We start from the raw sequence: 23050 nt of genomic DNA on the forward strand, positions 1-23050 counted from the left end.
GGTGGGCGAACGCCGGATCAGCCCCGGACCCGCCCGGTGCGACGGGCCTGCCGTTCGGCGGAGGCGGCCGCGAGGCGGGCTTGGGCGGACCTCGTCAGGGGGTCGTCCGCACCCACAAGCTCACCCCGGGCGGGCCAGAAGGAAGCCAACCGGCCCTCGCTGCCGGACGGGCACCGGTCGAGCACGGCTTCGCCCGCCTCAGGAACTGGCGGATCCTCACCAAACTCCGCACCGACCCCGCCTGCACCACCCAACTCTTGCGCGCCCTGCTCGTCCTGACCAACCTCGAAGTCAACCACTGACGAATGATTTTCTCCGCGAACTCCCGCCCACGACCAGCACGAGTACCCCGAGGACTGGTCACACCAGCCCTTTGACCTGCTGTCCCGGGGTTCGTGAAAGCTCCTTGGAGTCCACTCCCGTTTGCCGCATGGTGAGCCGTGTACTGGCCGATGCCAGGGCGAAGCGTTGGCGGAGTCAGGATTCGGAGTTCTTGCGGAACCGCTTGGCGAGTGCCGGGTCCGTCTCCCACCACAGGCCGGTCCCGCTGTGCTCCCCCTCGGCCGCCTGAACACCCATGGTGTTCGTGAGGTCGGGGTTGCCGTCGGCCCGTACTCGGAACAGCAGGCCGGGGATGGTACGGAGCAGCACGCCTGTCAGCAGGATGGAGGCCACCACGTAGATCGGGGGGACCGCGATGCCAGCCAGGAGCGGAAGCAGAACGGCGGCTCACAGCCCAGTGCCTTGGGCAGTGACTAGGCAGTCCTGGCCCTCGAACACTTCCACGGTCGCGGTGTTGGAGCGGGTGCCGTCCTTCCCAGTGACCCGAACCGTATGTGTGCCCACCGCTGCGGGGCACCGTGCGGAGCTCCCCTGCTTGACCTGGCCGACCGTCGCTTCGTCGACGACCACGGCGAACGTCCCGGCTCTGCCGAGCCCCGGCTGCTCCGCGTGAACCACCAGAGTCCCGGTCACGAATCCCCCTTGTTTCTGCTGATCACTTGTGAAGCCGCAGTCACGATAAGGCATCCGAGCCTCGGATGATCCGGTTTGCAGGGGCCCCAGTCCGGCCCCCCTCGGAGAGACGAGGCCTCGGTCCGATATACGGACGCGGTCTTCCAAGGCGCCCATCCGCAGGTACGCGGCGCGATCGCTCTCGGTCTTCGTGGCAGGGATGGCGGGTCGGCGGCCGCCCTTGTTGCCCTTGGCCTCTGCGGCCCGTAGTCCGTCGTAGGTCAGTTCCCGTTGGAGGTCGCGTTGGAGTTCGCACGCGGCGGCGAGGGCCTGCACCATGAACTTCACGGTGGACAGCAGCTCTCCGGTGCGCGGGTGGCGGGCGGTGAGGTCCATCGCGGAGAACGCGCCGTCGTGGATGCGCAGGGCGAGACGGTCGCGGTGGAGGATGTCGAGCACGTCGAGGATGTGCCCGGTGCCGCGTACGAAGCGGCACACTTCGGAGATGTGCACGGTGTCTCCCGGCCGCGGATACGCCAGCAGTTCGCCCAACTTCGGGCGCTGGAGCGGATGGAGGCGACGGGCGGTGCCGGACTCCTCCTCGAACGGGACGGGGTCCTCGATGCCGGCCTCGGTAGGACAAGGGTCTGCCGGTCGGTCGACTGCCGGTCGGTCGAAACCCGCTTGTAGACCAGGTTCGCCGTCCGGGACCCCTTCCGTACGGAGGATCAGACCCTATCTGTCACCAAACCCGGTCATCAGACACCAACGGATCTGATGGGATTCGCGCCGTCAACGGGCGCAGGAAAGTCCGGGTTCGTTGGACGCCTGCGGCACCTGTCGTCATTCGATCGTTTGCCGACAGGGAGCCTTGGGCTTGTGTGCGACATCTCGTTCCCGCATAGCCGCGCCGGACGGACAAAGTAGCGGGGTCTCTCTGTTCTCGCCCCGTCACGTCAGTAGTTGGTCGCCGAGGGGGCTACGCAGATAGAGCACGGCGTGGCCCTGTCGGGCCCGGGTGATCAGTCCTGCGCGGTGCAGGACGCCGAGGTGCTGGCTCACCGTGCCGGGCGAGACATCCAGCCGCTGGGCCAGTTCGGTCGTGCTCGCCGGCTCGGCGAGGTGGCTGATGATGCGGGCGCGGGTGCGGCCGAGCAGGTCGGCCAGTGCGGCCGGCGGGGCGGTGGTGTCGGTGTGCCAGAGGGTGGCGAGGCCGCGGGCGGGATACCAGATCCGGGGCGGCAGTGTGAGGTCGACAACGGTGACGGCGCGATCGCAGAACAGGGAGGGTGTGAACATCACCCCGTGGCCGTTGGCGGCCAAGTCGTGCTGCCTGGCGGGGCAGGCGTGGACGGCCAGGGTGCCAGCACCGGAGTGCCATCGAAGGCCGGGGTCAATGTCAGCGAAGAGAAGGGTGGCTCCCCCGTCGGTGAAACGGCGGGAGATCCAGCTCATGACTGCTTCTGCTTCGGGACCGGCTCCGTTGACGGCGACGTACGACCGCATCGGGATCGGGTACCAGAACATCCGCCGGGCCGATCCCCGCCTGGCTGCCCTGATTCACCAGTCGCTGGGCGGGGGCTCGCACGGTCGTCAACATTGGCGCGGGTACCGGCTCCTACGAGCCGGAGGACATCGAGGTCGCCGCGGTCGACCCGTCACAGGTGATGCTTGATCAGCATCCAGGCAGCAGGAAGTTCCTGGCTGGAGCGGAGGACCTGCCCTTCGAGGACGACGCGTTTGATGCCGCGATGGCGGTGATGGCGGTGCAGCACTGGCCCGACCTGCGGCGTGGCCTCGATGAGATGCGCCGTGTCTCTCGTCGGCCGGTACTCTTCACTTTCGATCCGTACCATCTGCCCGAGCTGTGGCTGATCGAGGATTACCTTCCGGAGCTCCGCGAGTTCGAACGAGCCCGCTTCACAACCCCTGTCCACGGTGGTGGAAGCGCTGGAGGCGCATACGGTGCTTTCCTTCCCCATTCCGCACGACTTCACCGACGGCTTCCAGATCGCGTACTGGCGGCGTCCGGAGCACTTCCTGGATCCCGTTATTCGGCAGGCGAGTTCCACCTTCGCCCAGATGCCCGCGTCGGTGGTCGAGCCAGCGATCGAGCGGCTGCGCGCAGACCTGGCTTCGGGGGCCTGGCACCGCCGACATGCTGACCTGCTGGGGCAGGACTCTGTCGACTATGGCTATCGCGTGGTCATCGCTGGGCGGTGATTCCGGCACGGTGCAGCGTAGGGAGTGGTTAGCCTTGCTACTCTTGCCCGCCGCCGCCGCCGCCGCCGCCACCGCCGCCGCCGCCGCCGCCGCCGCCGCCGTCCTCGTCGAGCTCGGGCGCTTCCGGGTCGCGCAGTGGGCGCAGGCCGCCGGCGGCCGGGACACTGGCGGTGAAGCTGTAGCGGCCGAGCAGGTTCAGGGTGCGGTGCTTGAGCGGGGAGAGCCGAGCGATGTCCTCCTCGCGGATCTCGTGGCCCTCGGCCTGGAGCTGGGCGACGGCGGCGTCGGTGTACTTCGTGGTCCAGAGCGCGATGGTGTTGAGGACCAGGCCGAGCGCGCCGAGTTGGTCATCCATCCGATCGCGGTGCGCCTGGTGGATGGTGCCGGGCTTGCCGTGGCACACGTCCCGGGCCAGCTTGTGGCGGGACTCCTGCACGTGAGCTGCCCGTTCATCTGACGCCGGTAGGTGTCGTCCACCGGGTCGATCACCCGCAGCAGGTGCTCGGTCTTCGCGATCCGCCCGTGCTCCGCGAACGCCGTCCCCAGCGGAGTCGGGCGCCCCTCGCGTCCGAACATCCGCAGCAGGTCGTACGCGCCGACCTGGTTGGTGACGAGGGACCCGGCGCCCTTCAACATGTCCGGCCAGTGCGTGATCACCTCATTCAGGTTCACGCGGTTGCGGGCCAGGTCCTCTACCGCTCCGTACGTGCCGGTCTTGACGCCGGGCATCGTGGCCCGCCAGAACCGCTGGTCGTTCAGCTCGCGGAACCGGGGTGAGAAGTCTAGCCGCCCGACCCCGCGTGGGGCAGCCGGACTACGACGAACAGGGCGCCGTGTCATGGCCCGCAGGGGACCTGGGCCCCAGAGAGGGGCGGACGAACTCCGTTGCCTCGTCGCGGCGTTCGCCGACCGTCTCGTCCGTCTGCTGCCGAATGCCACCTCGCGGGGGAGCGAGCACGCAGAGGCCCTTCTGAGCGGCGAGTGTGGCACTGGATGTCCGTGGGGTGGACGCCGGGAGTTCAGGTACCGATCACCTTGCGGTTTAGTGACATGTGAAATATCACATGTCATATGCATAGTCTGGAAGTCCCCAGACCGTGCTTCACACAAAGGGGAACCGCATGAACCGCTTAACGCTGCTCGCCGCCGGTACCGCCGGTCTGGCCGTCTTCGCGATCACGCCCGCCAGCGCCACCGTTCAGTCGGCCGAGACCACGGCGACCGTCACCTCCTGCGGGAACGCGGGCCTGCAGGCGGGCCTGTCCACCCGGCTGTGCGCCGATGTCACCGGTACCAGCGTCGAGTTCTACGGCAAGGTCACCCTCGCCGGCCCGTCGCCCACCACGAAAGAACTGATCACGACGCTGTCCGTGGAGGTGGTCGGCAACGGCACGCCCACCACCCTGACCAGGTCCGTCATCTTCAACTCGGCACCCCTGGAAATACGGGGCCCGGTCAGCACTGTCCCGTGCGGCTCGACCATCCGCGGCACCTTCGGTGTGGCCTTCTTCCCCCGACCGGCCCAACCGGTGGTCCATGAGGTAACCATCACCTGCTAGCGGCCCGTTGCGCGCTTGGCCCTACGCCGCCGTCGCAGGGCCAAGCGCGTCATCCCGCACCCGCTGCCACCAGGACCAGCGACGGCTTGCTGCTCGCACCGCGCCGGGCGCGGGACGCTGGGAAGTGGTCCTTGCGGCGTGCGACGAGGCGGAGTTGAGCGTTCGCCTGTCGCGCGCTCTCACCGTCCATTCGCCCGTCGTGGTTTCCCCGGCGAGAGGTGGGTTTTCGATGGCCAGCCGGGACACGACTCCGGAGCAGTGCCTGGAGAGGTTGCGGGGTTTGTTGATGGGCACGCGCCGGGATTCGCGTGCGGCGGGGATGTTGGCGCGCGGGGACAAGGCGAACGTGCTGGTCGGTGCGGCGCTGCACGGCGCGGACCGGCTGCGGCAGGGGAAGACCCCCACCGATCTGGAGCAGCAGGTCCTCGCGGTGCTCCGCACCGCGCTGTCGGATCAGGAGATCAGGAGATCAGGGACTGGGGCGGCGTCTATCGGGAGGCGGTGGGCAAGCCGGGCCGCCTCGATGTGGTGCCGGAGTCGGTCACGAGCCGCTCCGTGATTCAGGGTTACAGCTTCGCCGACCTGAAGGCGGGGTTCGCGCCCGTGGCGGCGGAGCACACGGCGCGCCCGAACACGGTGCTGATCGACCGGGAGGCGGTGGCTTCCGGCGCCGACATGGACAGCCCGGCGTTCATCGCGGGGGTGCGCGAACGGGGGTTACGGGGTTACCGCGTTCTGCTCGCCTGGCCGGGCTGCCGTCGCCGGGCAGGACGTCGGGGAGGCAGAGGCCGCAGGGGCAGCGGGGGAGGCCGGGGAGGCCGGGGAGGCCGGGGAGGCCGGGGAGGCTGCGGAGCGGGCGGATCCGCCGTCTCCCGCGGGGGACCGCACGATCACCTTACCGCTCGATCCACTGGGTGAGGGCGGTCGGGCCGCGCTGGAAGGCTTGCTGCGCCTTGCCCTCGCTCCCCGGCGCTCGCCTTGCCGCCGGGGCCGGTGCGGGCCGTTCGGCGGCGGCCACGCCCCGCCTGGTCAGCTGCTGCTGCTCACCGAAACCGGCGGTGCCGCCGGTACGGTCGAAAGATCTGAACCCATACCGGGCATCAGGCCGCGACGAGCTCCTGCTCGCGGTCCGGCGTCTTGACCTTGGGTTTTTTGTTCGGCAGCGAGAGCCGGAAGACCTTGCGCCACGCGGAGAACACCTGCTTGGGCAGCGGCCCGGTGACGTACTCCAGCTCGTACTTCTCGAACAACGCGCGCACCTTCAGCGCGACCTCGGCGTACCGGTTGCTCGGCAGGTCAGGAAACAGGTGGTGCTCGATCTGGTGCGACAGGTTGCCGGTCATGAAGTGCATGGCCTTGCTGCCGCTGATGTTCGCCGAGCCCATCATCTGGCGCAGGTACCACTGGCCGCGAGTTTCGCCTTCGATCGACCGGCGCTCGAAGACCTGCACGCCCTCGGGGAAGTGCCCGCACATGATCACCGAGTGGGACCAGATGTTGCGGACCAGGTTCGCGGTGAACGTGGCGGCGAGCGTGGTGAGGAACGACGGGCCCGACAGCAGCGGGTGGATCACGTAGTCCTTGAGCACCTGTTTGCGGATCTTGCGGCCCACGGCCTTGGCCCGCGCGCGGAACTCCGGGTTCTCGCGGCGGCGCTTGTTCAGGTTCTCGCCGAGCTCCAGGTCGTACGCTGCGATGCCGTACTCGAAGAAGCAGGCGTTGATGAAGTTCCACAGCGGCTGGCCGAGGTGGAACGGGTGCCACTTCTGGTCCTCGTCGACGCGCATGATGCCGTAGCCGAGGTCGTTGTCCTTGCCGATCACGTTGGTGTACGTGTGGTGCAGCTCGTTGTGCGAGTGCTTCCACTGCTCGGCCGGCGAGACGTGATCCCAGTCCCAGGTGGTGGAGTGGATCTTCGGATCCCGCATCCAGTCCCACTGGCCGTGCAGGACGTTGTGGCCGATCTCCATGTTGTCCATGATCTTCGCCACGGACAGACCGGCGGTGCCGATCAGCCACGCGGGCGGGAAGATCGAGAACAGCAGCACGCCCCTGCTGACCAGCTCGAGCTTGCGCTGCGCCGCGATGACCTTGCGGATGTAGGCGGCGTCATTCTCGCCGCGGCTGGCGATCACCTCGTCGCGGATCGCGTCCAGCTCGCGGCCAAGCTCCTCGATCTGCTCCGCGGTCAGATGGGCGGTGGGGTCGATGGCGGTCAAGGTGCTCCTACCGTTCGATGTCGCAGGGGCCCGCCGCGGCGGACACGCAGGTCTGGATGAGGACGCCCGGCTCGGCTTCGGTGATCTCGCCGGTGCGCAGGTCGCGGACGGCGCCCGCCTTGAGCGGCGTGACGCAGCCGAAGCAGATGCCCATGCGGCACCCGGACGGCATGAGCACGCCAACCTCCTCGCCGACGTCCAGCAACGGCGTGGCGCCGTCCGCGTCGACGGTCTTGCCGGTGGTGCTGAACGTGACCTCGCCACCGTCGCCGACGACGACGATGCTGGGGCGGAAGCGTTCGGTGTGCAGGCGCTCTTGGACGCCGTGCTCGGTCCAGTGCTCTTCGGCGGCGTCGAGCAGGCCCGCGGGCCCGCAAGCCCAGGTCTCGCGCTCGGCCCAGTCGGGCACGAGTTCGTCGAGACGGGCGATGTCGAGCATGCCGTCTGTGTCGGTGTGCAGCTCGGTGAGACGCAGCTTCTTGTCCGCGACCAGGTCGTGCAGATCGTTGCGGAAGATCACGTCTTGCGACTGTGGCGCGGAGTGGACCATGACGACGTCGTCGAACTCGATGTCGCGCAGCATGCCCATCACCGGCGTGATGCCGCTGCCGGCTGTCAGGTAGAGCACCTTGGCGGGCTTGGCCTCCGGCAGCACGAAGTCACCGGTCGCCTGGTCGAGCTGGATCAGCGTGCCCGGTTTCGCCTTGCGGACCAGGTGATTGCTGACCTTGCCGTCCGGGATCGCCTTCACGGTGATCGTGACGCGGCCGTCCTGGCGGTTTGTCGGCGAGGTGACCGAGTAGGCACGCCACAGGCGCACCCCGTCGACGTCGACCCCGATCCGCACGTACTGACCGGCTGTGTGACCGCGCCAGCCCCGTCCCGGCCTGATCACGAGGGTCGCGGCGTCACCCGTCTCGGGGTGCACGGCCTCGATGCGCCCACGCAGGTCAGCGCCCGCGCGCAGCGGGCTGACCAGGTCGAGGTAGTCCGACGGCAGCAGCGGCGTCGTGACCATCTCCAGCAGTTTCCACGCCCTACTGCGGAGGGCTGCACTCGTCATGACTCCAGCTTGATGCGCCTCAGGGCGTAAAGTCCTGTCCGCAGGACGTAAAACTGGTCGGATGAATTGTTCGCAGGGAACAAAATATGATCCATGCAGTCCGGAGGGCCACCGAACTGGCCCTGGATGAGACGACGGTCACCGCACTTCGGGCCGCGCTGAAGACCACCGCCGACGAGGTCGTCCAGGCGATCATCGACGAGGTCCCTCCATACGCCAACGCCCTTTCGGGCCGCATGGGCGGCACCATCCGCCGAGCCGTCCGCACCGCCCTGGGGCACTACCTGAACCTCGCGAGCGGCAACGCCACGGGCGGCGACGCCGGTGACGCAGCCTACGAGCTGGGCCGGGGCGAGGTACGCGACGGCCGTTCGATGGACGCCCTGCTCAGCGCCTACCGCGTCGGTGCCCGCGTGGCCTGGCGATGCCTGGCCGCGGGTGCCGTGCCCGCAGGTCTGCCCGCCGCCGAGGTCGCCAAGTTCGCCGAGCTGACCTTCGCCTACATCGACGAGCTCTCCGCCGCGAGCGCCGCGGGCCATGCCGACGAACTGGCCGCCCAGGGCCGGGCCCATGAGCGACACCTGGAACAACTGGTCCGGGACCTCCTCGCCGGCGCGAGCCCGGACGTATTGCGGGCCTCTGTTCAACGGGCCGGGTGGCAGCCTCCGGTTTCGCTGACCGCGGTCCTGCTGCCCGCCGCCCAGGCCCGGCCCGCCTACCGCGTGCTCGACCCGAGCACCCTCGTCCTCGACGATCTGCCGGACGCCTTCGGCGTGCTGCTCGTCCCCGATGCCGACCGATCACATCTCTTGAGGCAGCTGACCGACCGCACCGCCGTGGTCGGCCCGGCCCGGCCATGGATTCGTGCGTCCGCCTCGTACGCACGAGCCGTCCGCGCGCGCTCCCTCTCCTCTGATATTCGCGACACCGAGGACCACCTGCCCGAGCTGGTGCTCAGCGCCGACGTGGACGCGTTCGCAGACCTGCGTGCCCGAGCCCTCGCACCGTTGCAGACCTTGCCTGTCGCGACCGCGCGGCGGCTGGAGGAGACGTTGCGGGCGTGGCTGCTGCACCATGGCAGGCGGAACGAGGTGGCGGCGGCGTTGTTCGTCCATCCCCAGACCGTCCGGTACCGGATGTCGCAGCTGCGGGAGCTGTTTCCGGATCTCGGGTCGCCGCACCGGGTCCTTGAACTGACGCTTGCGGTCGGTCTTCGGGTCGGCTGACGCGTTCTTCGGCCGTCCACGACCGCGTCCGCGAGCAGGGCGGTCGCAACATCCGGGATCGCCTAGGTGTATTGACCGCAGGGTTGTTGGCGCGGCTGATGGGTGGGCGTCCGCCGAGTGCGGTGTGGCTGCGGTGGTGGTTGTAGGTGTGGAGGTAGCCTGTCAGGGCCGCTGTGCGTTGGTCGTTTGAGGAATAGGGCCGCTGGTAGGCCCAGTCCTCGTCGACGACGCTGTTCGAGGGCATCGACCGGATCCCCGCCGCACCGGACTCCCGCGAAGCTATGTCCGCACCGCGTTCAAGCACTGGAACGCCGGGGCGATCGTGGACGACGGCTTGGCATCTTTTGTTACTCGAAGCAACTATCTCGGGTGGGCCTTCGGATGGGGTCTGTTGGTGCCCCCGGTGAGTGTCTTAAGGGGGGCGCCTACTGTCAACGGGACCGCCTGAGCGCCAGGGGTTGCGGAGCGGGCCCTGCTTGGTGGGTGAAGCTGTGCCCTCGCACGATCCAGTCCGGCGCCAAAAGCACCACCGGGCCCGCAGACAAGGGGAACGCCTGGCTCAAGGGCGCTCTGGGCGAAGCGGCTAGGCCACGCCAAGGCCCTGGTCGCGGTCGCACGATCCATCCTCGTCATCGTCTGGCACCTGATCGACGACCCGCAGGACCATTATCAGGACCTCGGCCTGGACTCGCACCAGCGACATCTCAATCCGCAGCGCAAGACCCGCGACCTCGTCCGGCAGCTCGAACACCTCGGCCACCACGTCACCCTCGCCCCCACCAGCGCGACCTGACCTGCCCCACCAATTCGTAGTGAGACCGTTCGGCCCCGCCGAACGGCGCTGCGCCTGCCTACGTGAACGTTGATTTTCCGTTCAGCGTCATCAAGCCAGCAGGAGGCATCGGGGGAGGGGAGCCTGATCCGCGGCGCGGCGCGGCGCGCGGCGCAGGGTGGCCGTGTCCTTGTCGTTGTTCCAGCCGTCGGCGGCGCGCTGCTGGAACAGGGGGGTGGCGGTGTTGGTGCCCTTCCCGGTTTTGACGGTGACAGCCTTGCCGGCTCCCAGCGTGAAGGTGGCGAAGGTGTAGGTGTGGTTGGAGGCGTCGGTCAGCGTCCACCCCTTGAGGCTGACCGCGGTGGGGATTCGGATCCGCGGCGGCGCCGACCGACTTGCTGCCAGGGGGCCCAGGTCATATCTCGCGCGAGCCCGCGGCAACGTGCTGACCGTACTGCGCGGACCTCGCCCGGAGGCCCCGGCACCGGCCGGTGCCATCGGCATCGCGCTCGGCCTGTGCGGGACCCCTGTGCCTGATGCGGGGCACCCTGAGAGCGCACAGGCCCGGCAATTCCGGTATGGCGTAGGACTCTTCGCGGCGGGTAGGCGCGTGGCACTGCCCGCGAGTCGAGGAGGACCCCGCATGTCGACCCGGCCCGTCCCCGCGTACGGAGCACCGTCCGAAGTCAACGCCTTGATCGCCGGCCGCTACCGGCTCCGATCGGCCATAGGTAGCGGCGGTACGGCGGACGTGTTCCGCGCCATCGACGAGATGTTGGGGCGCGAGGTGGCGGTGAAGGTGTTCCGACCCGGCACGGACACGGTGACCGCCGACACCTTCTGCGAGGAAGCACGCACCCTGGCCCAGTTGTCGCACCCTGCCCTCGTGACGGTCTATGACGCCGGTCGCCATGCGCAGGGGGCATTCATGGTCACGGAGCTGATCCGCGGCATGACCCTGCGCACCCGCATAGACGCCGGCCCTCTCGGCCCCGTTCAGGTCGTACGGCTTGGTGTCGAGATCGCCTCGGCCCTCGACCACGTGCACGCGCGCGGCATCGTCCACCACGACGTCAAACCGTCCAACATCCTCCTGAGCGAGGGCGGGTCCCCACACCTGGCCGACTTCGGTCTGTCGAGAAGGACTCATGGTCGGCCCGACCTGGAGCCCGAGATGCTCGTCGGCACGCCTGCCTACATGGCTCCCGAGCAATTGCTGGGCGAAGGCGCGAGCACGGCCGGAGACATCTACGCTTTGGGGCTGACCCTCCTCGAAGCCCTCACCGGCCGTCGCGAGTACCAGGGGGCACCCCTTGAAGCGGGCACCGCCCGCCTCCTGCACCCGCCGTCCATACCCACCGGCCTGCCGGGCGACCTCGGTCGGCTGCTCGCAGCAATGACCGACCCGGAATCCCGTGCCCGGCCCGACGCCGCCCGGGTACACCTGCATCTCCAAGACATCACGCGCACGCGGGCTACGACGCCCACCGGCCCGGCCGGGCCACTCCCCGCAGTGGTGAACGTGGCGGACATCGAACCCTCCACACACCGCTCCGTGTCGGCGCCCCTCACGGCCGTCCGCCACGCCGCTCCGCCGTGGCCCATGCCGGCAACCTTGGGAAGGCACGCCGCGAGCCGCTACCGTGCGGCCGCATGGGGCCTGGCGGCAACGACCCTCGCCGGCATCTGCACCCTGCTGATGGGAGGCGTCCCGAACGGGGTGAAGCCGTCTCCCGCCACCACACACGAACAGACGTCGGCACCGAATAGGGCCGAGGCCCCAGCTCCGCATCCCAAGCTGCCCTCCCCATCAGAGTCCCCGCTCCCGGAGCTAGCCGTCGCGGCTGCTTCAACCACCCCGCATCTCCCGGCACCGACCACCCCCACCCGTCCCCAGATCCGGCAACCAGCCGACAGCCACCCGCTCAAGAACCCTCCCCCTGCCAAGAGCAAGGACAACCCCGGTAAGGGCAAGGACAAGAGCCAAGACGGGAAGGGCAAGGGATCGACCCACTGACCAGCCCTCCGCCGCGAAACAAAGGGAAGCAGTGTTCTCGGCCATGCCGACATGGCCACTGGCGATAGGTGCCATGTGCCCTCCCGAGGCGAGGCGAGGCGAGGCGCGCCGCTCCCAGCGGACCGTCGAACCCGCGGGATCGCCGGGGCAGGCAGGAGCGCGTGCGTACGTGATGCAGATGGGGGCACGCGTGGCCTGTCGGCTGAATTTCCGCATGCGGGGAGGGACACGTGAAGGGCTTGGGAGGGTTCCGCAGCTTCATCCTGCGGGGGAACGTCGTCGATCTGGCCGTGGGCATCGTGATCGGTGCGGCCTTTACGGGCGTCGTCAACGGGTTCGTCAAGGCCTTCCTCACACCAGTGGTGGGGCTGGCTACCGGGGCCGTCGGCGACTTCACCGACAAGTCCTTCACCCTGGGCGGGACGGACTTCCCCTACGGCAGTTTCATCAACGCTGCCATCAGCTTCGTCCTGGTCGCCGTAGCCCTGTACTTCCTCGTGGTCGCCCCCATGAACAAGCTGCACGAACGCTTCGCCCCTCACCAGGACGTGCAAGCAGCGAAACGGGACTGCCCCGCCTGCCTGAGCGCCGTTCCCGCCGCCGCCCGACGCTGCGCGTTCTGCACCACCGACCTCACCCCCGCCGCCGCCCCCGACGCCCGGCCGGCCGACCCCCGACCGCGGCAGCGTGCCTGAATCCCCGGCGGCTGTCGACGAGCGTCGAGCCGCGGAGCAGGCGGAATCCCGCACGATAGCCGCAGTCGGCTGCGGCTACAGCTGGCGCGCTGCATCGACACTGTCCACGACCTGGAACAGGTCACCGGCCTGCGGCAGGCCGAAAATCCGGTTCAAGCGGTGCGGCGTCGGGCCGATCAGAACCAAACGGCCCGTGCGCCGTAATCGCAGCAGCAGGTTGAGGAGGGTGGAGTCCGCGAATTCCACCCCGGTGACGTCCAGGGCGATGCATCGCACTCCCGGGTCCCCCACCGCGGCCTCCGCGGCTTCCGCCAGAGGGACGATGCTCTCCTGGTCGAACTCGCCCGCGCACACAATCACCCGCACCCTGCCCTCGTCGGGAAGCACCTGGACCCGTTGCTCCATCAGCCACCCCTCGTACCCACGCTGTGCACCGATCCCCGCCCCAGGCTGCCCAGCGGCGGTATCGCGCAACCGGCAGCCCCTCGAATGCTGGTGACTTCACTGACAGGGACAAAACAGCACCGCGTTGCGGCGTGCGTGCCGCGCACGGGCAGGGCCGCCCCGCATGCCGGGTCGGCGCTGCCCTTCATCCCCCGGCGACCACTCCGTACGACGGCGGACCAACGCACTCGCGAACGACCGCAGGTGGGGGGGCCGGGGCTGTACGAGCGCTCTGTCGAGGCGCCCTGGAACCCGTCCCAGAAGGTCCTGGACGGGGTCACCCGCCGCCGACCACGGAGCGGCGATCACACCTGCCGGTACCGCCGCTCTGCCGGGTTGCGGCCGGCCGGGTCTACCAGCGCCGCCCTCTCTGCTTGCCCCCGCGTTGGGAGGCGTCGAGGGCTGCTCGGGCTTCCTCGGATGCCGCCTGCGCCTCCCGCGCCCTGCGATCCGCCTTCTGGTAGCGGCGGGAGGCGGTGTCCGCGGCGGCGGCGTACCGGGTGCGCTCCTTGCACGCGGTCTCGAGTTGTTCTTGCAGGTCCGCGACCTGTTGGTCGACTGCCTTGCGCCGTGAACGGAACTGCGTCAGATCCGTCTCCGCGAGGGCGAACTCCTCCTCGCCTTCCCGGTACTCCCCGCGCGGTTTGCTGTTATGTAGCCGACATCTCCGAGAGCGACATCCAGGGTTACACCCACGATGTACTCGAAGGACGGGTCCGTGGTACCGAAACGGCCCACAAGTACCTCACCGACACGACCAACTGATCAGGCAGTGAAGGATGGGAGCGGGACACGCATGAGCGGGAACACAAGGCGGCGAGCCATACCGGTGAAGACATGGCTCGCCGCGGGCGTGTGCCTGGCGCTCCTGGGCGGAATCGCCGCGTGGCACCTCGCCGGAAGAGAGACCGCCGCTCCCTGCAACGGACTCTCCGAGGACACGCGCGTGCGGCAGTCTGTGGGCGCCGGTCTCCAGCCCGGTATGAACTGTGCCGCGGTAGGCAAAGCCATCGTGCAGGCGACCTCGGGCAGTGCGCCCGGCCGTCACACCCAGGCACAGGCGCAAGCGATGAAGGATGTCCTTTTCGCCCTCGGGTCCGGGTCTGAGCACTCGAAAGAGCTCGACCTCGACCCTGGGCTGCGTGTTCCCCTCGCCACAGCCCTGGCCGACTTCGCGCCGGACCTGCACGAAATGCTTGCCGGCCTCGACAGTCAGTACGCATTCAAGGCGGGCCACGACATCCTGCCCTGGGAATCCGGTGGCACCTACCACCTGTCGGTCCACAACAACGTCTTCAGGACAACCCTGCGCGCCGTTGCCGAGGACCTCAAGGCTCTGGCACTCCTGCGTATGGCGGAGACCCGGACCGCGGCTCAGCGGCTCGCCGCCGTCCCGGCCGATGCCACCGGCACCTCGTTCTCCCTGCCGCCGACGGCGAACGCACGCGCGTTGGGCATCTTGGACGGCATCGCCGACGCGGTCACCCACGACGAGGACCCCCAGCAGGCCCAGAAGTGGCGTCGCGTATTCCTGGACCGGATCCTGAGCGAGCGGGCCACCCCGCACAGCTACCAGGATGACCCGGCCGGTTACCTCACGGTGACCTGGCTCCAGGAGCTGGTGAACGCCCCGGAGGCGAACCGGCCCGAGCACCTGCGCAGCCAGGGTGTCGATATGGCCCGCGCCTGGACCCAGGCGCGCAACACGGACGAGTCGACCCGGCAGGAGTTGCCGGCCCAGGTGGAACGCAGTGCCCTCAACGCCTGCCGGGAGGTCGGGCTCTGAGCAGGCACCACTTCCCGGGCCCTCATGCCTTCGAGTGCTGAGCTCTCCAGCCTGCGAGTCGGAGAGGCCACGCCGTCGTGCGTCCCGTTCAGTCGAGCGGGGATCTGCAGCTGACGATCGGCGTCTACCACGACCGCGCGGACTCCGCCCGACCCCTGCGCCAGGTCGCAGGCACCGGCCCGCGGGCCCGCGAGGTCTGGACCCTCAGGCTCAAACAACAGCGCGCGGGCACCAAGCCGCAGCACTCCGTGCTGGAGCCAGGAGTATGGGGGCAGATCCCGCTGTTCACCATCCCCAGGACCCTCACCGACGACACGATCCGGGCCGTCGCCAGCCGGCCGGCACCCGGGTGGGAGACAGGGCCAGGGCGGTGCTGACAAAGGTGGCGGCTGAAGACGGGCTGAGCCGCGGGAGTCACCACAGGAAGACCGCGCTGCTGCGCCTCGCGCTGTCCTCCTCGTGGAGCCCGGCCCGTTCCTCTGTTCCGGAGGTCGTCAGCCGGTGGTCGCGCTCGCCGCGGCCGGCCTCGCCTTGGCGGATCCAGTCGGGCATGGCTTCGTGTGGGCCTAACGGACGATCGAGCTCCGCAAGGGCATGGGCAAGAGCCCGCGCGCCAGGCCGCTTTCGACCGCCTCCTCGACCGCGTGATCAACGGGCGCGCTGCGGCAGCGTGCCGGAAAGCCGTGCGCGGGAGAACCGCATGCACGGGGTGAGGCGGCGGGGCCGGCGACGGAGCATCAACCACCGCGCCCGTCCCCGACCCTGCTCAGCGCTGCCTGCGCACGGTGGCCGACTCCTGACGGGCGGCCGCGAGGCGGACCGCGTCGAGGATCTTCTCGTAACCGGTGCAGCGGCAGAGGTTTCCGGAAAGTGCCTCGCGGATGTCCGCGTCGGTGGGGGAGGGGTTGCGCTCGAGCATCTCGTCGGCAGCGATCAGCAGTCCCGGGGTGCAGAAGCCGCACTGGATGGCGCCGGCGTCGATGAACGCCTGCTGGATCGGGGACAGCTCGCCGGTCTGCGAGTCGGTCCCTTTGGCCTCCCCCTGCTGGTCCTCGTCGAAGCCGGTCCCGATCTTGCCGTCCGAGCCGCGGGCGCCGCTCGCACAGTCGCCTTGCGACTGCGCTGCGCGCTGTTGGGCGAAGTCCGCCAGGCCCTCGACGGTGACAACCTCCCGGCCCTGCACCTGGCCCGCGGCGACGAGGCACGCGCACACCGGCACGCCGTCGAGGCGGACCGTGCAGGAGCCGCACTCGCCCTGTTCACAGGCGTTCTTGGAGCCCGGCAGGCCGAGCCGTTCGCGCAGGACGTAGAGCAGGCTCTCTCCCTCCCAGACGTCGTCGGCTTCGTACTCGCGGCCGTTGACCGTGCCGTTCACGCGCATCGTTCGATTCCCTTCCCGGTCCGGCCGACGTCGCGGTACTCGTCCCAGGCCCAGGCCAGGGTGCGGCGCGCCATGACGCCGACCGCGTGACGGCGGTACTTCGCCCTGCCGCGCACGTCGTCGATGGGGTTGCAGGCGCCCGAGGCGAGCTGGGCGAACCGCGTGGCGATCGACGCCGGGATGGTCTGCCCGGTCTCCCAGAAGCCGCCCTCGGCCAGGGCGCCGGTCAGGAACTTCTCCGCGTCGCGGGCCCGTACGGGCGTGGGGGCGGCGGAACCGATGCCGGTCTTGACCGTGCGGGTCTCCGGGTGCAGCGCCAGGGCGAAGGCGCAGACCGCGATGACCATCGCGTTGCGGGTGCCGACCTTGGAGAACTGCTGCGGCCCGTCGGCCGTCTTGATGTGGACGGCCTTGATCAGCTCATCCGCGGCGAGCGCGTTGCGCTTGACGCCTACGTAGAACTCCTCGACCGGGATGAGGCGCACGCCGCGGACGGACTCGGCCTCGACCTCGGCGCCCGCGCAGAGCAGTGCGGGGTGGGAGTCGCCGGCCGGGGAGGCCGAGCCGAGGTTGCCGCCGACGCTGCCGCGGTTGCGGATCTGCGGGGAGCCGATGGTGCGGGCCGCGCGTGCAAGACCCGGAAGCTCGCCGCGCAGGTGCTCCATGATGTGGGTGTACGTGACGCAGGCGCCCAGTCGGACGCTGTCATCGCCGGCTTCCCACTCACTCAGATCGGCGATGCGGTTCAGATCGAGCAGGTATTCGGGCCGGAGGTGGTCGAAGTTGATCCCGACCATCACATCCGTGCCACCCGCGATGGGCACAGCTGTGGGGTGCTCGGCCTTCGCGGCGAGCGCCTCCTCCCAGCTGGCGGGACGAAGGAAGTCCATGGGTGCTCTCTTCCAGGAAAGGGGCTCGTTCCGTGCCGGCCCCGCGCAGCGCCCGCGCCGAGTGGGAGGGACGTGCGGCCGACGGGTCCGCCGGGCTATGTCCGTGAACCGGAGCGGTCGCCGGCGTCGAGCAGGCGGCGGGCGGTCCGCGAACTGCTCTCCGCGATGACGATGCGGACGCCGTCGAAGCCGGGGCCGCGGGTGGCGTCCAGCGCCATCCGGGAGGTTGTGCCGTCGGCTGCCGACGACGGATCGAGGGGGCTGCCCGGCAGGCCGTCGACGACGAACACGTCCCGGTGCGGCTGGAGGTGGGCCGCCATCGCCCACAACACCTGCTCGTCGTCGGTGACGTCCACGTCCTCGTCGACGGCCACGACCGTCTTCAGGTACGGGTCCCAGCCGAGCAGGCCCAGCATGATCTGCCGGGCCTGGCCGGGGCGGCTGCCGCGCAGTGCGACGTACGCGTGGAAGTGGGTGCCCGAGGTCGGGTAGTGCACCGCGGTCACCTCGGGAAACCGTTCCATGAGCTTCTGGGCCATCTCCGACTCACGGGGGATGCGGGCGAGGTTGAGATGGTCGGCGGTGTTGCCGCCGACGACGTCCAGCAGCACCGCGTCGCGGCGACGCATCACGGTCTCGACGGTGAGGACGTTGTTGGTGGAGCGGTCCGAGGAGTAGCCGGAGAACTCGCCGAAGGGTCCCTCGTCCGCCCGCAGCCGGGGGTCGATGACGCCCTCCAGAACGATCTCGGCGCTCGCCGGGACCCTGATGCCGTACCGGGGGGTGCGCACCACTTCGAGGGGTTCGTCGAACAGGCCGCCCGCGATGGTCCGTTCGTCGGTGTCGGCGCCGACGCGGGCCGAGGCGGCCAGCATGAACAGCGGGTGGCCACCGATCACCATCGCGACGGGCAGCTTCTCCCCGCGGTCGGCGGCCATCCGCAGCAGCTGCCACAGATGACCCCGTGAGTGCAGACTGGTTGCCAGTTGGTTGCGGGCGTGCACCATCGAGCGGTGGTAGCTGAGGTTGCCGGCCCGGTCCCGCACGTGCGGCGGGTGCTCGACCGCGATGATGCCGCTGGTGACGTAAGGGGCACGGTCGGACGCGAAGTGCTGGATGAGTGGCAGGGCGTGGAGATCCACCGCGGAGCCCTCCGTGACGTACTCCAGCACCGGGCCGTCCGTCAAGACCCGCGGTTCGAGACGTCGTGCGGCTCCTGCCTGGTAGGCGCGGTGCAGCCCGGCCGGGTCGGTGCCCAGCAGCCGGGCCACCCGGCGCCGGGAGGCGAAGACGTTGGTGACCAGCGGCGTGCCGCCGAGGCCCTCGACGTTCCGGCAGATCAGCATCTCCGCGCGGCCGCGGGCAGCGAGCTCGGTGGCCAGCGCCGCCACGTCCTCCCCGAGGACGGGCTCGTCGATGGTCAGGACGTCCTCGGGGTATCGGGTGACGTATTCGGCGAGAAGGACCCGCAGGTCCTGCGTGTTCGTCCGGCCGTTCGACTGCACGGCGGCATCCACTCCTCTGCTGTTCTCCGGGGCCGGAGGCACGGTTGTTCTCGGGGGCCGGAGGCACGGTCAAGGCGAACAGCGGTCTCGGTACGGGCCTGCCCGGACGGGAGACGGCTGGGCTCCGGTGGGACCGGCACCGGCGCGCGGACAGCATCGGCGCGCCGGCGCCGGGGCCCGCTACCTCAGGCGCGGGCGGCCGCCGCGGGGTCGAGCGCGGCGTAGGTGCCCGTCAGGCGCAGTTGCGCCTCCTCCTGGTCGCGCGGCGGGGGAGTGGGCTTGAGGCCGAGCAGCTTGGCCATGTTGTTGCCGAGATAGCCTTCGAGGTCGTGCTCGGAGAGGTTCATGCCCTGGGGTGGCGGGCTGCAGAGCACCTCCAGCTCGCGTGCCCACATGCCGGGTTCGTTGGGCGGCGAGTCCGTGCCGAAGACCATCTGGTGCCGTTCCATCTGTTGGGCGAACTCCACGATCCGGGACTGGAGAAGCCAGCCGGACTCCCCGTACACGTTGGGCGAGTCGAGGATCATGTAGAGGGCCTCGAAGCAGTAGACCCCGCCGGTCTGCACCCCGAAGTGGGCCAGGATGAAGTTGACGTCCTTGAACTCGCGGATGATCGGGTAGAACTGTGTCGGGATCGAGTACGGACCGTCGCCGGTGTGGATGAGGACGACGACGCCCAGCTCGTCACAGACCCGCAGTACCGGCCGCAGCCAGTCAAGGGCCCGGTCAGGGCGGTAGGCGTGCATGTTGGCGTGGAGCTTGACCATCTTGTAGCCGTACTCCTTGACGTGGAACTCCAGCTCCTTCGCGCCGTTCTCCGGCCCGAAGCGCGGGTTGTACATGAAGTTCCCGACGAAGCGGTCGGGGTACGTGGTCACCAGGTGGGTGATGTACGCCATGTAGTCCCGGATGCCGTCGCGGCCGGTGCGCATGCCCTCCTGCCAGACGCTGTTGCCGGGCGGCGGCATGATGCAGCCGACGTCGATGCGACGCGGCTTGCCGTTGATCATGTAGGGGCCGTCCATCATCTTGAGCATCCGCTCGCCGGTGAACGGCGCGCCGTCGTGGCGCCATGCTTGGTCGACGATGTTCGTCGGGTGCATGTGGGTGTCGATGATCACGAGCTGTCCTTCCCTGGGTCTGGTCGCTGCGGTGCGGCATCGCGCCGAGCCGTGTAACGCTGTGCAGAACCGTTCGAGGAACCCTGAGGGGCCCGCCTCACCTCCTTTCGGTGATGTCGTCGGGGCGTACTGGCACCCTGGCCAGGTCCAGTCCTGTCGCGTCGCGCACGGCGTTGGCGATGGCCGGCGTGGAGGACAGGGTCGGCGGCTCGCCCACCCCGTTCAGGCCGTACGGCGAGTCGGGGTGCGGCAGTTCGAGGAGGGTGATCGGGACGGAGGGCATGTCCGCGATCGTCGGGATGAGGTAGTCGGTGAAGGAGGGGTTGCGCACGCGGCCGTCGGTGACGTGCAACTCCTCCATCAGGGCCAGTCCGAGGCCCTGGGCGCTGCCACCCTCGATCTGGCCCTCCACGGCGAGGGGGTTCATCGCCCTGCCCACGTCCTGGGCGGTGGCCAGCTCGACCACCTTCACCAGGCCGAGTTCCGTGTCGACCTCCACCACCGCCCGGTGCGCGGCGAACGCGAAGGCGATGTGCGCGTCTCCCTGCCCGCGCTCCGGGTCGATGGGGTGGGTGCGACGGTGCGCGTACTCGTACTCGGCCTCGACCGGGCCGGCTTCGAGCAGTTTCTCCAGCGGACCGTCGCCGCGCTCCCGCAGCCGTGCTCGTACCGCGCGGCAGGCGCCCTGGACCGCGCCGCCGCTCATCCAGGTGATGCGGGAGGCCGAGGAGGAACCGGCGTCCCCGACCGCCGTGTCAGCGGGCAGCACCACCACCCGTTCGACGCCCAGTTCGGTGCGCGCTATCTGCGCTTGGACGGTGACAATGCCCTGGCCGCACTCGGCCGCCGCCGTGTGGATTTCGGCGACGGGTTCGCAGCCGGACAGGGACAGCCGCACCCGGGCGACTGACCGGTCGTCGACGCCGCCGGAGAAGCCGATGGCCTTCACACCCACCGCGTAGCCGACTCCGCGGCGGACGTTCTCGCCGTGCGTGGTGTTGTTCAGTCCCCCCGGCAGGGCGAACGAGGAGGCGCCGCGGTCAGCGGTGGGCGGCAGCGGGCGGTCGCGCAGCAGGCGCAGCAGCTCGGCGGCGGGCGCGGGCCCCTCCACTGCCTGGCCTGTCGGCAGTACGGTGCCCGTCGTCATGGCGTTGCGCAGCCGCAGTTCCACCGGCTCGATGCCGAGCTTCCGGGCGAGCTTGTCCAGGTTGGACTCGACGCCGTAACAGGACTGCACCGCGCCGAAGCCCCGCATCGCCCCGCACGGCGGATTGTTGGTGTAGACGCAGTATCCGTCGATCTCCACGTGCGGCACCTCGTAGGCCCCGGCCGCGAAGTAGCTGCCGTTGGCTATCACGACCTGCGAGGTGGAGGTGTAGGCGCCACCGTCGAACAGCAGCCGCGCCTTCACGTAGACCAGCCGCCCGTCGGACGTCGCCCCGTGCTCGAACCGCATCCGCGCGGGATGGCGATGAACGTGGCCGAAGAAGGATTCCTCGCGGCCGTAGCTCATCTTCACCGGCCGCCCGGTATGCAGCGCCAGCATCGAGGCATGGATCTGCACGGACACGTCCTCACGCCCGCCGAACGCGCCGCCGACGCCCGAGAGCGTCAGCCGTACCTTCTCCAGGGGGAGTCCCAGGCTCGCCGCCATCTGCCGCTGGTCGTCATGGATCCACTGCGAGGAGACGTACACCTCGACGCCGCCGTCCCCGGCCGGTACCGCGAGCCCCGACTCGGGCCCCAGGAAAGCCTGGTCCTGCATGCCGACCTCGTAATCGCCGCAGACCACGACCTCGGCCTCGGCGCGGGCCCGCGCCAGGTCGCCGTGGCGGATGCGCACGTGCCGTACCACGTTCCCGCCCTCGCGCCCCTCGTGTACGAGGGGGCCCCCACCCCGCAGGGCCGCCTCCGGGTGGGTGAGCGCGGGCAGCTCCTCGTACTCCACCTCGATCAGCTTCAGCGCGCGGCGGGCGGTCTCCGGGTGGTCGGCGGCGACCAGCGCCACCGGCTCACCCTGATAGCGCACCCGGTCCATCGCGAGCACCGGCTGGTCGGCGACCTTCATGCCGTACAACGGCTGCCCCGGCACGTCCCGGTGCGTGAGTACGGCGAGCACTCCCGGCAGCGCGCGGGCGCGGGCGGCGTCCAGCCGCACGATCCGCGCCGAGGGGTGGGGGCTGCGCAGCGTCGCGCCCCAGACCATGCCGTCCCACCGCAGATCGGAGGAGTAGGCGAAGGCGCCCGTGACCTTGAGGGCGCCGTCCGGGCGGGGGACGTCGGCTCCGACCCCGTTGGCCGTGCCGTGCCGTGCGGGGGTGCCGGTCGCGATGCTCACAGGCGGTCACTTCCCTTCTCGCTTACGGTGGTAGGGGGTGGTGCCGGAGCCTGGAACGGGGTGCCGGGTCGCAGCGCCAGGCAGTGTCGTCGAAGTGGCGTCGGCCGCCCGCCGGGGACTACGGGACAGCCCTTAGGGGACGGCCCGGACCGCCACTGCCCCAGTGCTGGAGGCCGGACCGGACGCCACCGCCTGCGCCAGCCGGATGCGGAGCCGGCGGATGTGCTCGCGTGCCGCCTGCTCCGCGGCATCCGGGTCACCCGCGGTCATCGCCGTGAAGATCCGGCGGTGCTCCTCCAGCGCGAGCCGCGGCGCTTCGGGGCTGCGCCACAGAGAGTGCAGCGCCAGGTGCGCCTTGCCCTGGATGGTGTCGAGAGCGGCCGACAGATGGGGATTGTTCGCGACCTCCCGGATCAGGCGGTGGTAGGCCATGTCCATCTCGATGTGCCGCTGCTCGTCCTCGCCGGAGGCCAGCACGCCCTCGTGCTCCTCCAGCAGTGCCCGCAGTTCGGCCACCTTGGTGGCGTCAAGTCGCTCGGTCGCGAGCCGGGCCGCGAGACCCTCCATCACCTCGCGCACCACGTAGAGCTGCCGCACGTCGTCCACGTCGACGGTGCTCACCACGGCCCCGCGGTGCGGGACATGGGTGGCCAGACCGTCGTGGATGAGGCGTTGCACGGCCTCACGGACCGGACTGCGGCTGATGCCCAGCTGGACCGCGAGGGCCGGTACGGACAGGGCGTCGCCGGGACGCAGCCGATTTGCCAGCACAGCCCCCTTCAGCTCCTCGTATGCCTGATCAGCCAGCAGGCTGCCGCCTGCTACTGGATTGACGGCCCCTTCGGTCGACACGATCG

22 protein-coding genes and 3 pseudogenes are annotated in these 23050 nt (G+C 69.7%); 8 read left to right on the forward strand and 17 right to left on the reverse strand.

Features of this window, described 5'->3' with window-relative positions; translation table 11 throughout:
* Positions 1–80 precede the first annotated feature (80 nt).
* Positions 81–302: a hypothetical protein gene (locus tag QMF80_RS27710; RefSeq protein WP_283458069.1), complete on the forward strand. Its 222-nt coding sequence runs from the start codon at positions 81–83 to the stop codon at positions 300–302.
* Between the two features lie 175 nt (positions 303–477).
* On the opposite strand, the gene QMF80_RS27715 is transcribed toward QMF80_RS27710, so the two are convergent.
* The 3 genes from QMF80_RS27715 to QMF80_RS27725 form a co-directional block, all read right to left on the reverse strand.
* Positions 478–651 carry a hypothetical protein gene (locus QMF80_RS27715; protein WP_283458071.1) on the reverse strand — a complete coding sequence of 58 codons (174 nt, stop codon included), beginning with the start codon at positions 649–651 and terminating at the stop codon, positions 478–480.
* Positions 652–729: 78 nt separating this feature from the next.
* Positions 730–1506 carry a recombinase family protein gene (locus QMF80_RS27720; protein WP_283458073.1) on the reverse strand — a complete coding sequence of 259 codons (777 nt, stop codon included), beginning with the start codon at positions 1504–1506 and terminating at the stop codon, positions 730–732.
* A 399-nt stretch (positions 1507–1905) separates the two neighbouring features.
* The gene (locus QMF80_RS27725) at positions 1906–2481 is read right to left on the reverse strand and encodes a winged helix-turn-helix domain-containing protein (protein ID WP_283458075.1); all 576 of its coding nucleotides are present in this window, start codon (positions 2479–2481) and stop codon (positions 1906–1908) included.
* Between the two features lie 107 nt (positions 2482–2588).
* On the opposite strand from QMF80_RS27725, the pseudogene QMF80_RS27730 reads away from it, so the two are divergent.
* Together QMF80_RS27730 and QMF80_RS27735 are read left to right on the forward strand one after the other, a co-directional pair.
* Positions 2589–2717 (forward strand): annotated as a pseudogene (locus QMF80_RS27730) (methyltransferase domain-containing protein); the annotation flags it as partial.
* 175 nt (positions 2718–2892) lie between these two features.
* Positions 2893–3177 (forward strand): hypothetical protein, encoded by a 285-nt coding sequence (locus QMF80_RS27735; protein WP_283458076.1) that lies wholly within the window; start codon positions 2893–2895, stop codon positions 3175–3177.
* Positions 3178–3214: 37 nt separating this feature from the next.
* Here QMF80_RS27735 and QMF80_RS38130 read toward each other — a convergent pair.
* Positions 3215–3960, reverse strand: a pseudogene (locus QMF80_RS38130) (Tn3 family transposase); the annotation flags it as partial.
* A gap of 338 nt (positions 3961–4298) precedes the next feature.
* Between QMF80_RS38130 and QMF80_RS27750 the strand changes: the two are divergent.
* Complete coding sequence (locus QMF80_RS27750) at positions 4299–4736, forward strand: hypothetical protein (protein ID WP_283458080.1); 438 nt, start codon at positions 4299–4301, stop codon at positions 4734–4736.
* 1100 nt (positions 4737–5836) lie between these two features.
* Here the strand turns inward: QMF80_RS27750 and QMF80_RS27755 are convergent.
* The gene (locus QMF80_RS27755) at positions 5837–6955 is read right to left on the reverse strand and encodes a fatty acid desaturase family protein (protein WP_283458082.1); all 1119 of its coding nucleotides are present in this window, start codon (positions 6953–6955) and stop codon (positions 5837–5839) included.
* Between the two features lie 7 nt (positions 6956–6962).
* Entirely contained in the window at positions 6963–8018 is a 1056-nt protein-coding gene (locus QMF80_RS27760; protein WP_283458084.1) for a ferredoxin reductase, read from the reverse strand.
* A gap of 86 nt (positions 8019–8104) precedes the next feature.
* Between QMF80_RS27760 and QMF80_RS27765 the strand changes: the two genes are divergently transcribed.
* The gene (locus QMF80_RS27765) at positions 8105–9244 is read left to right on the forward strand and encodes a PucR family transcriptional regulator (protein WP_283458086.1); all 1140 of its coding nucleotides are present in this window, start codon (positions 8105–8107) and stop codon (positions 9242–9244) included.
* 76 nt (positions 9245–9320) lie between these two features.
* Here QMF80_RS27765 and QMF80_RS27770 read toward each other — a convergent pair.
* The 3 genes and pseudogenes from QMF80_RS27770 to QMF80_RS27780 form a co-directional block, all read right to left on the reverse strand.
* Positions 9321–9461 (reverse strand): annotated as a pseudogene (locus QMF80_RS27770) (integrase core domain-containing protein); the annotation flags it as partial.
* A 366-nt stretch (positions 9462–9827) separates the two neighbouring features.
* Positions 9828–10004, reverse strand: coding sequence for a hypothetical protein (locus QMF80_RS27775; protein WP_283458089.1), 177 nt, complete (start codon positions 10002–10004; stop codon positions 9828–9830).
* Between the two features lie 123 nt (positions 10005–10127).
* A complete protein-coding gene (locus QMF80_RS27780; protein ID WP_283458090.1) occupies positions 10128–10457 on the reverse strand; it encodes a lamin tail domain-containing protein in 330 nt (109 codons plus the stop codon).
* Positions 10458–10659: 202 nt separating this feature from the next.
* Between QMF80_RS27780 and QMF80_RS27785 the strand changes: the two genes are divergently transcribed.
* Entirely contained in the window at positions 10660–12033 is a 1374-nt protein-coding gene (locus tag QMF80_RS27785; protein ID WP_283458093.1) for a serine/threonine-protein kinase, read from the forward strand.
* Between the two features lie 239 nt (positions 12034–12272).
* Positions 12273–12728 carry a large conductance mechanosensitive channel protein MscL gene (gene mscL / locus QMF80_RS27790; RefSeq protein ID WP_502962936.1) on the forward strand — a complete coding sequence of 152 codons (456 nt, stop codon included), beginning with the start codon at positions 12273–12275 and terminating at the stop codon, positions 12726–12728.
* A 75-nt stretch (positions 12729–12803) separates the two neighbouring features.
* Here mscL and QMF80_RS27795 read toward each other — a convergent pair whose 3' ends face one another.
* Positions 12804–13133, reverse strand: a complete 330-nt coding sequence (locus QMF80_RS27795) for an STAS domain-containing protein (RefSeq protein ID WP_283458096.1) — start codon at positions 13131–13133, stop codon at positions 12804–12806.
* Between the two features lie 868 nt (positions 13134–14001).
* On the opposite strand from QMF80_RS27795, the gene QMF80_RS27800 reads away from it, so the two are divergent.
* The gene (locus tag QMF80_RS27800) at positions 14002–14958 is read left to right on the forward strand and encodes a hypothetical protein (RefSeq protein WP_283458098.1); all 957 of its coding nucleotides are present in this window, start codon (positions 14002–14004) and stop codon (positions 14956–14958) included.
* A 414-nt stretch (positions 14959–15372) separates the two neighbouring features.
* Here QMF80_RS27800 and QMF80_RS27805 read toward each other — a convergent pair whose 3' ends face one another.
* The 7 genes from QMF80_RS27805 to QMF80_RS27835 all read right to left on the reverse strand — a co-directional run bounded on the left by QMF80_RS27805 (position 15373) and on the right by QMF80_RS27835 (position 23045).
* Positions 15373–15510: a hypothetical protein gene (locus QMF80_RS27805; protein ID WP_283458101.1), complete on the reverse strand. Its 138-nt coding sequence runs from the start codon at positions 15508–15510 to the stop codon at positions 15373–15375.
* 214 nt (positions 15511–15724) lie between these two features.
* The gene (locus tag QMF80_RS27810; RefSeq protein ID WP_283458103.1) at positions 15725–16339 is read right to left on the reverse strand and encodes a (2Fe-2S)-binding protein; all 615 of its coding nucleotides are present in this window, start codon (positions 16337–16339) and stop codon (positions 15725–15727) included.
* Positions 16330–17229: an FAD binding domain-containing protein gene (locus QMF80_RS27815; RefSeq protein WP_283458105.1), complete on the reverse strand. Its 900-nt coding sequence runs from the start codon at positions 17227–17229 to the stop codon at positions 16330–16332. Before QMF80_RS27815 ends, QMF80_RS27810 begins: the two co-directional genes overlap by 10 nt.
* A gap of 95 nt (positions 17230–17324) precedes the next feature.
* Positions 17325–18734 carry a UbiD family decarboxylase gene (locus tag QMF80_RS27820; RefSeq protein WP_283458107.1) on the reverse strand — a complete coding sequence of 470 codons (1410 nt, stop codon included), beginning with the start codon at positions 18732–18734 and terminating at the stop codon, positions 17325–17327.
* 185 nt (positions 18735–18919) lie between these two features.
* Entirely contained in the window at positions 18920–19855 is a 936-nt protein-coding gene (locus QMF80_RS27825) for an amidohydrolase family protein (protein WP_283458108.1), read from the reverse strand.
* 97 nt (positions 19856–19952) lie between these two features.
* Entirely contained in the window at positions 19953–22193 is a 2241-nt protein-coding gene (locus QMF80_RS27830) for a molybdopterin cofactor-binding domain-containing protein (protein ID WP_502962934.1), read from the reverse strand.
* Positions 22194–22325: 132 nt separating this feature from the next.
* A complete protein-coding gene (locus QMF80_RS27835; protein ID WP_283458110.1) occupies positions 22326–23045 on the reverse strand; it encodes a GntR family transcriptional regulator in 720 nt (239 codons plus the stop codon).
* Positions 23046–23050: the final 5 nt, after the last annotated feature.

Origin of the sequence: Streptomyces sp. G-G2, from assembly GCF_030063135.1 — a bacterium.
Classification (GTDB): domain Bacteria; phylum Actinomycetota; class Actinomycetes; order Streptomycetales; family Streptomycetaceae; genus Streptomyces.

Bases quoted from the DNA above. Each gene is read 5' to 3' on its own strand.
- QMF80_RS27750 (WP_283458080.1), top strand. From the start codon at position 4,299: ATGAACCGCTTAACGCTGCTCGCCGCCGGTACCGCCGGTCTGGCCGTC.
- QMF80_RS27795 (WP_283458096.1), bottom strand. From the start codon at position 13,133: ATGGAGCAACGGGTCCAGGTGCTTCCCGACGAGGGCAGGGTGCGGGTG.
- QMF80_RS27815 (WP_283458105.1), bottom strand. From the start codon at position 17,229: ATGGACTTCCTTCGTCCCGCCAGCTGGGAGGAGGCGCTCGCCGCGAAG.
- QMF80_RS27725 (WP_283458075.1), bottom strand. From the start codon at position 2,481: ATGTTCTGGTACCCGATCCCGATGCGGTCGTACGTCGCCGTCAACGGA.
- QMF80_RS27760 (WP_283458084.1), bottom strand. From the start codon at position 8,018: ATGACGAGTGCAGCCCTCCGCAGTAGGGCGTGGAAACTGCTGGAGATG.
- QMF80_RS27810 (WP_283458103.1), bottom strand. From the start codon at position 16,339: ATGCGCGTGAACGGCACGGTCAACGGCCGCGAGTACGAAGCCGACGAC.
- QMF80_RS27765 (WP_283458086.1), top strand. From the start codon at position 8,105: ATGATCCATGCAGTCCGGAGGGCCACCGAACTGGCCCTGGATGAGACG.
- QMF80_RS27785 (WP_283458093.1), top strand. From the start codon at position 10,660: ATGTCGACCCGGCCCGTCCCCGCGTACGGAGCACCGTCCGAAGTCAAC.
- QMF80_RS27805 (WP_283458101.1), bottom strand. From the start codon at position 15,510: ATGCCCGACTGGATCCGCCAAGGCGAGGCCGGCCGCGGCGAGCGCGAC.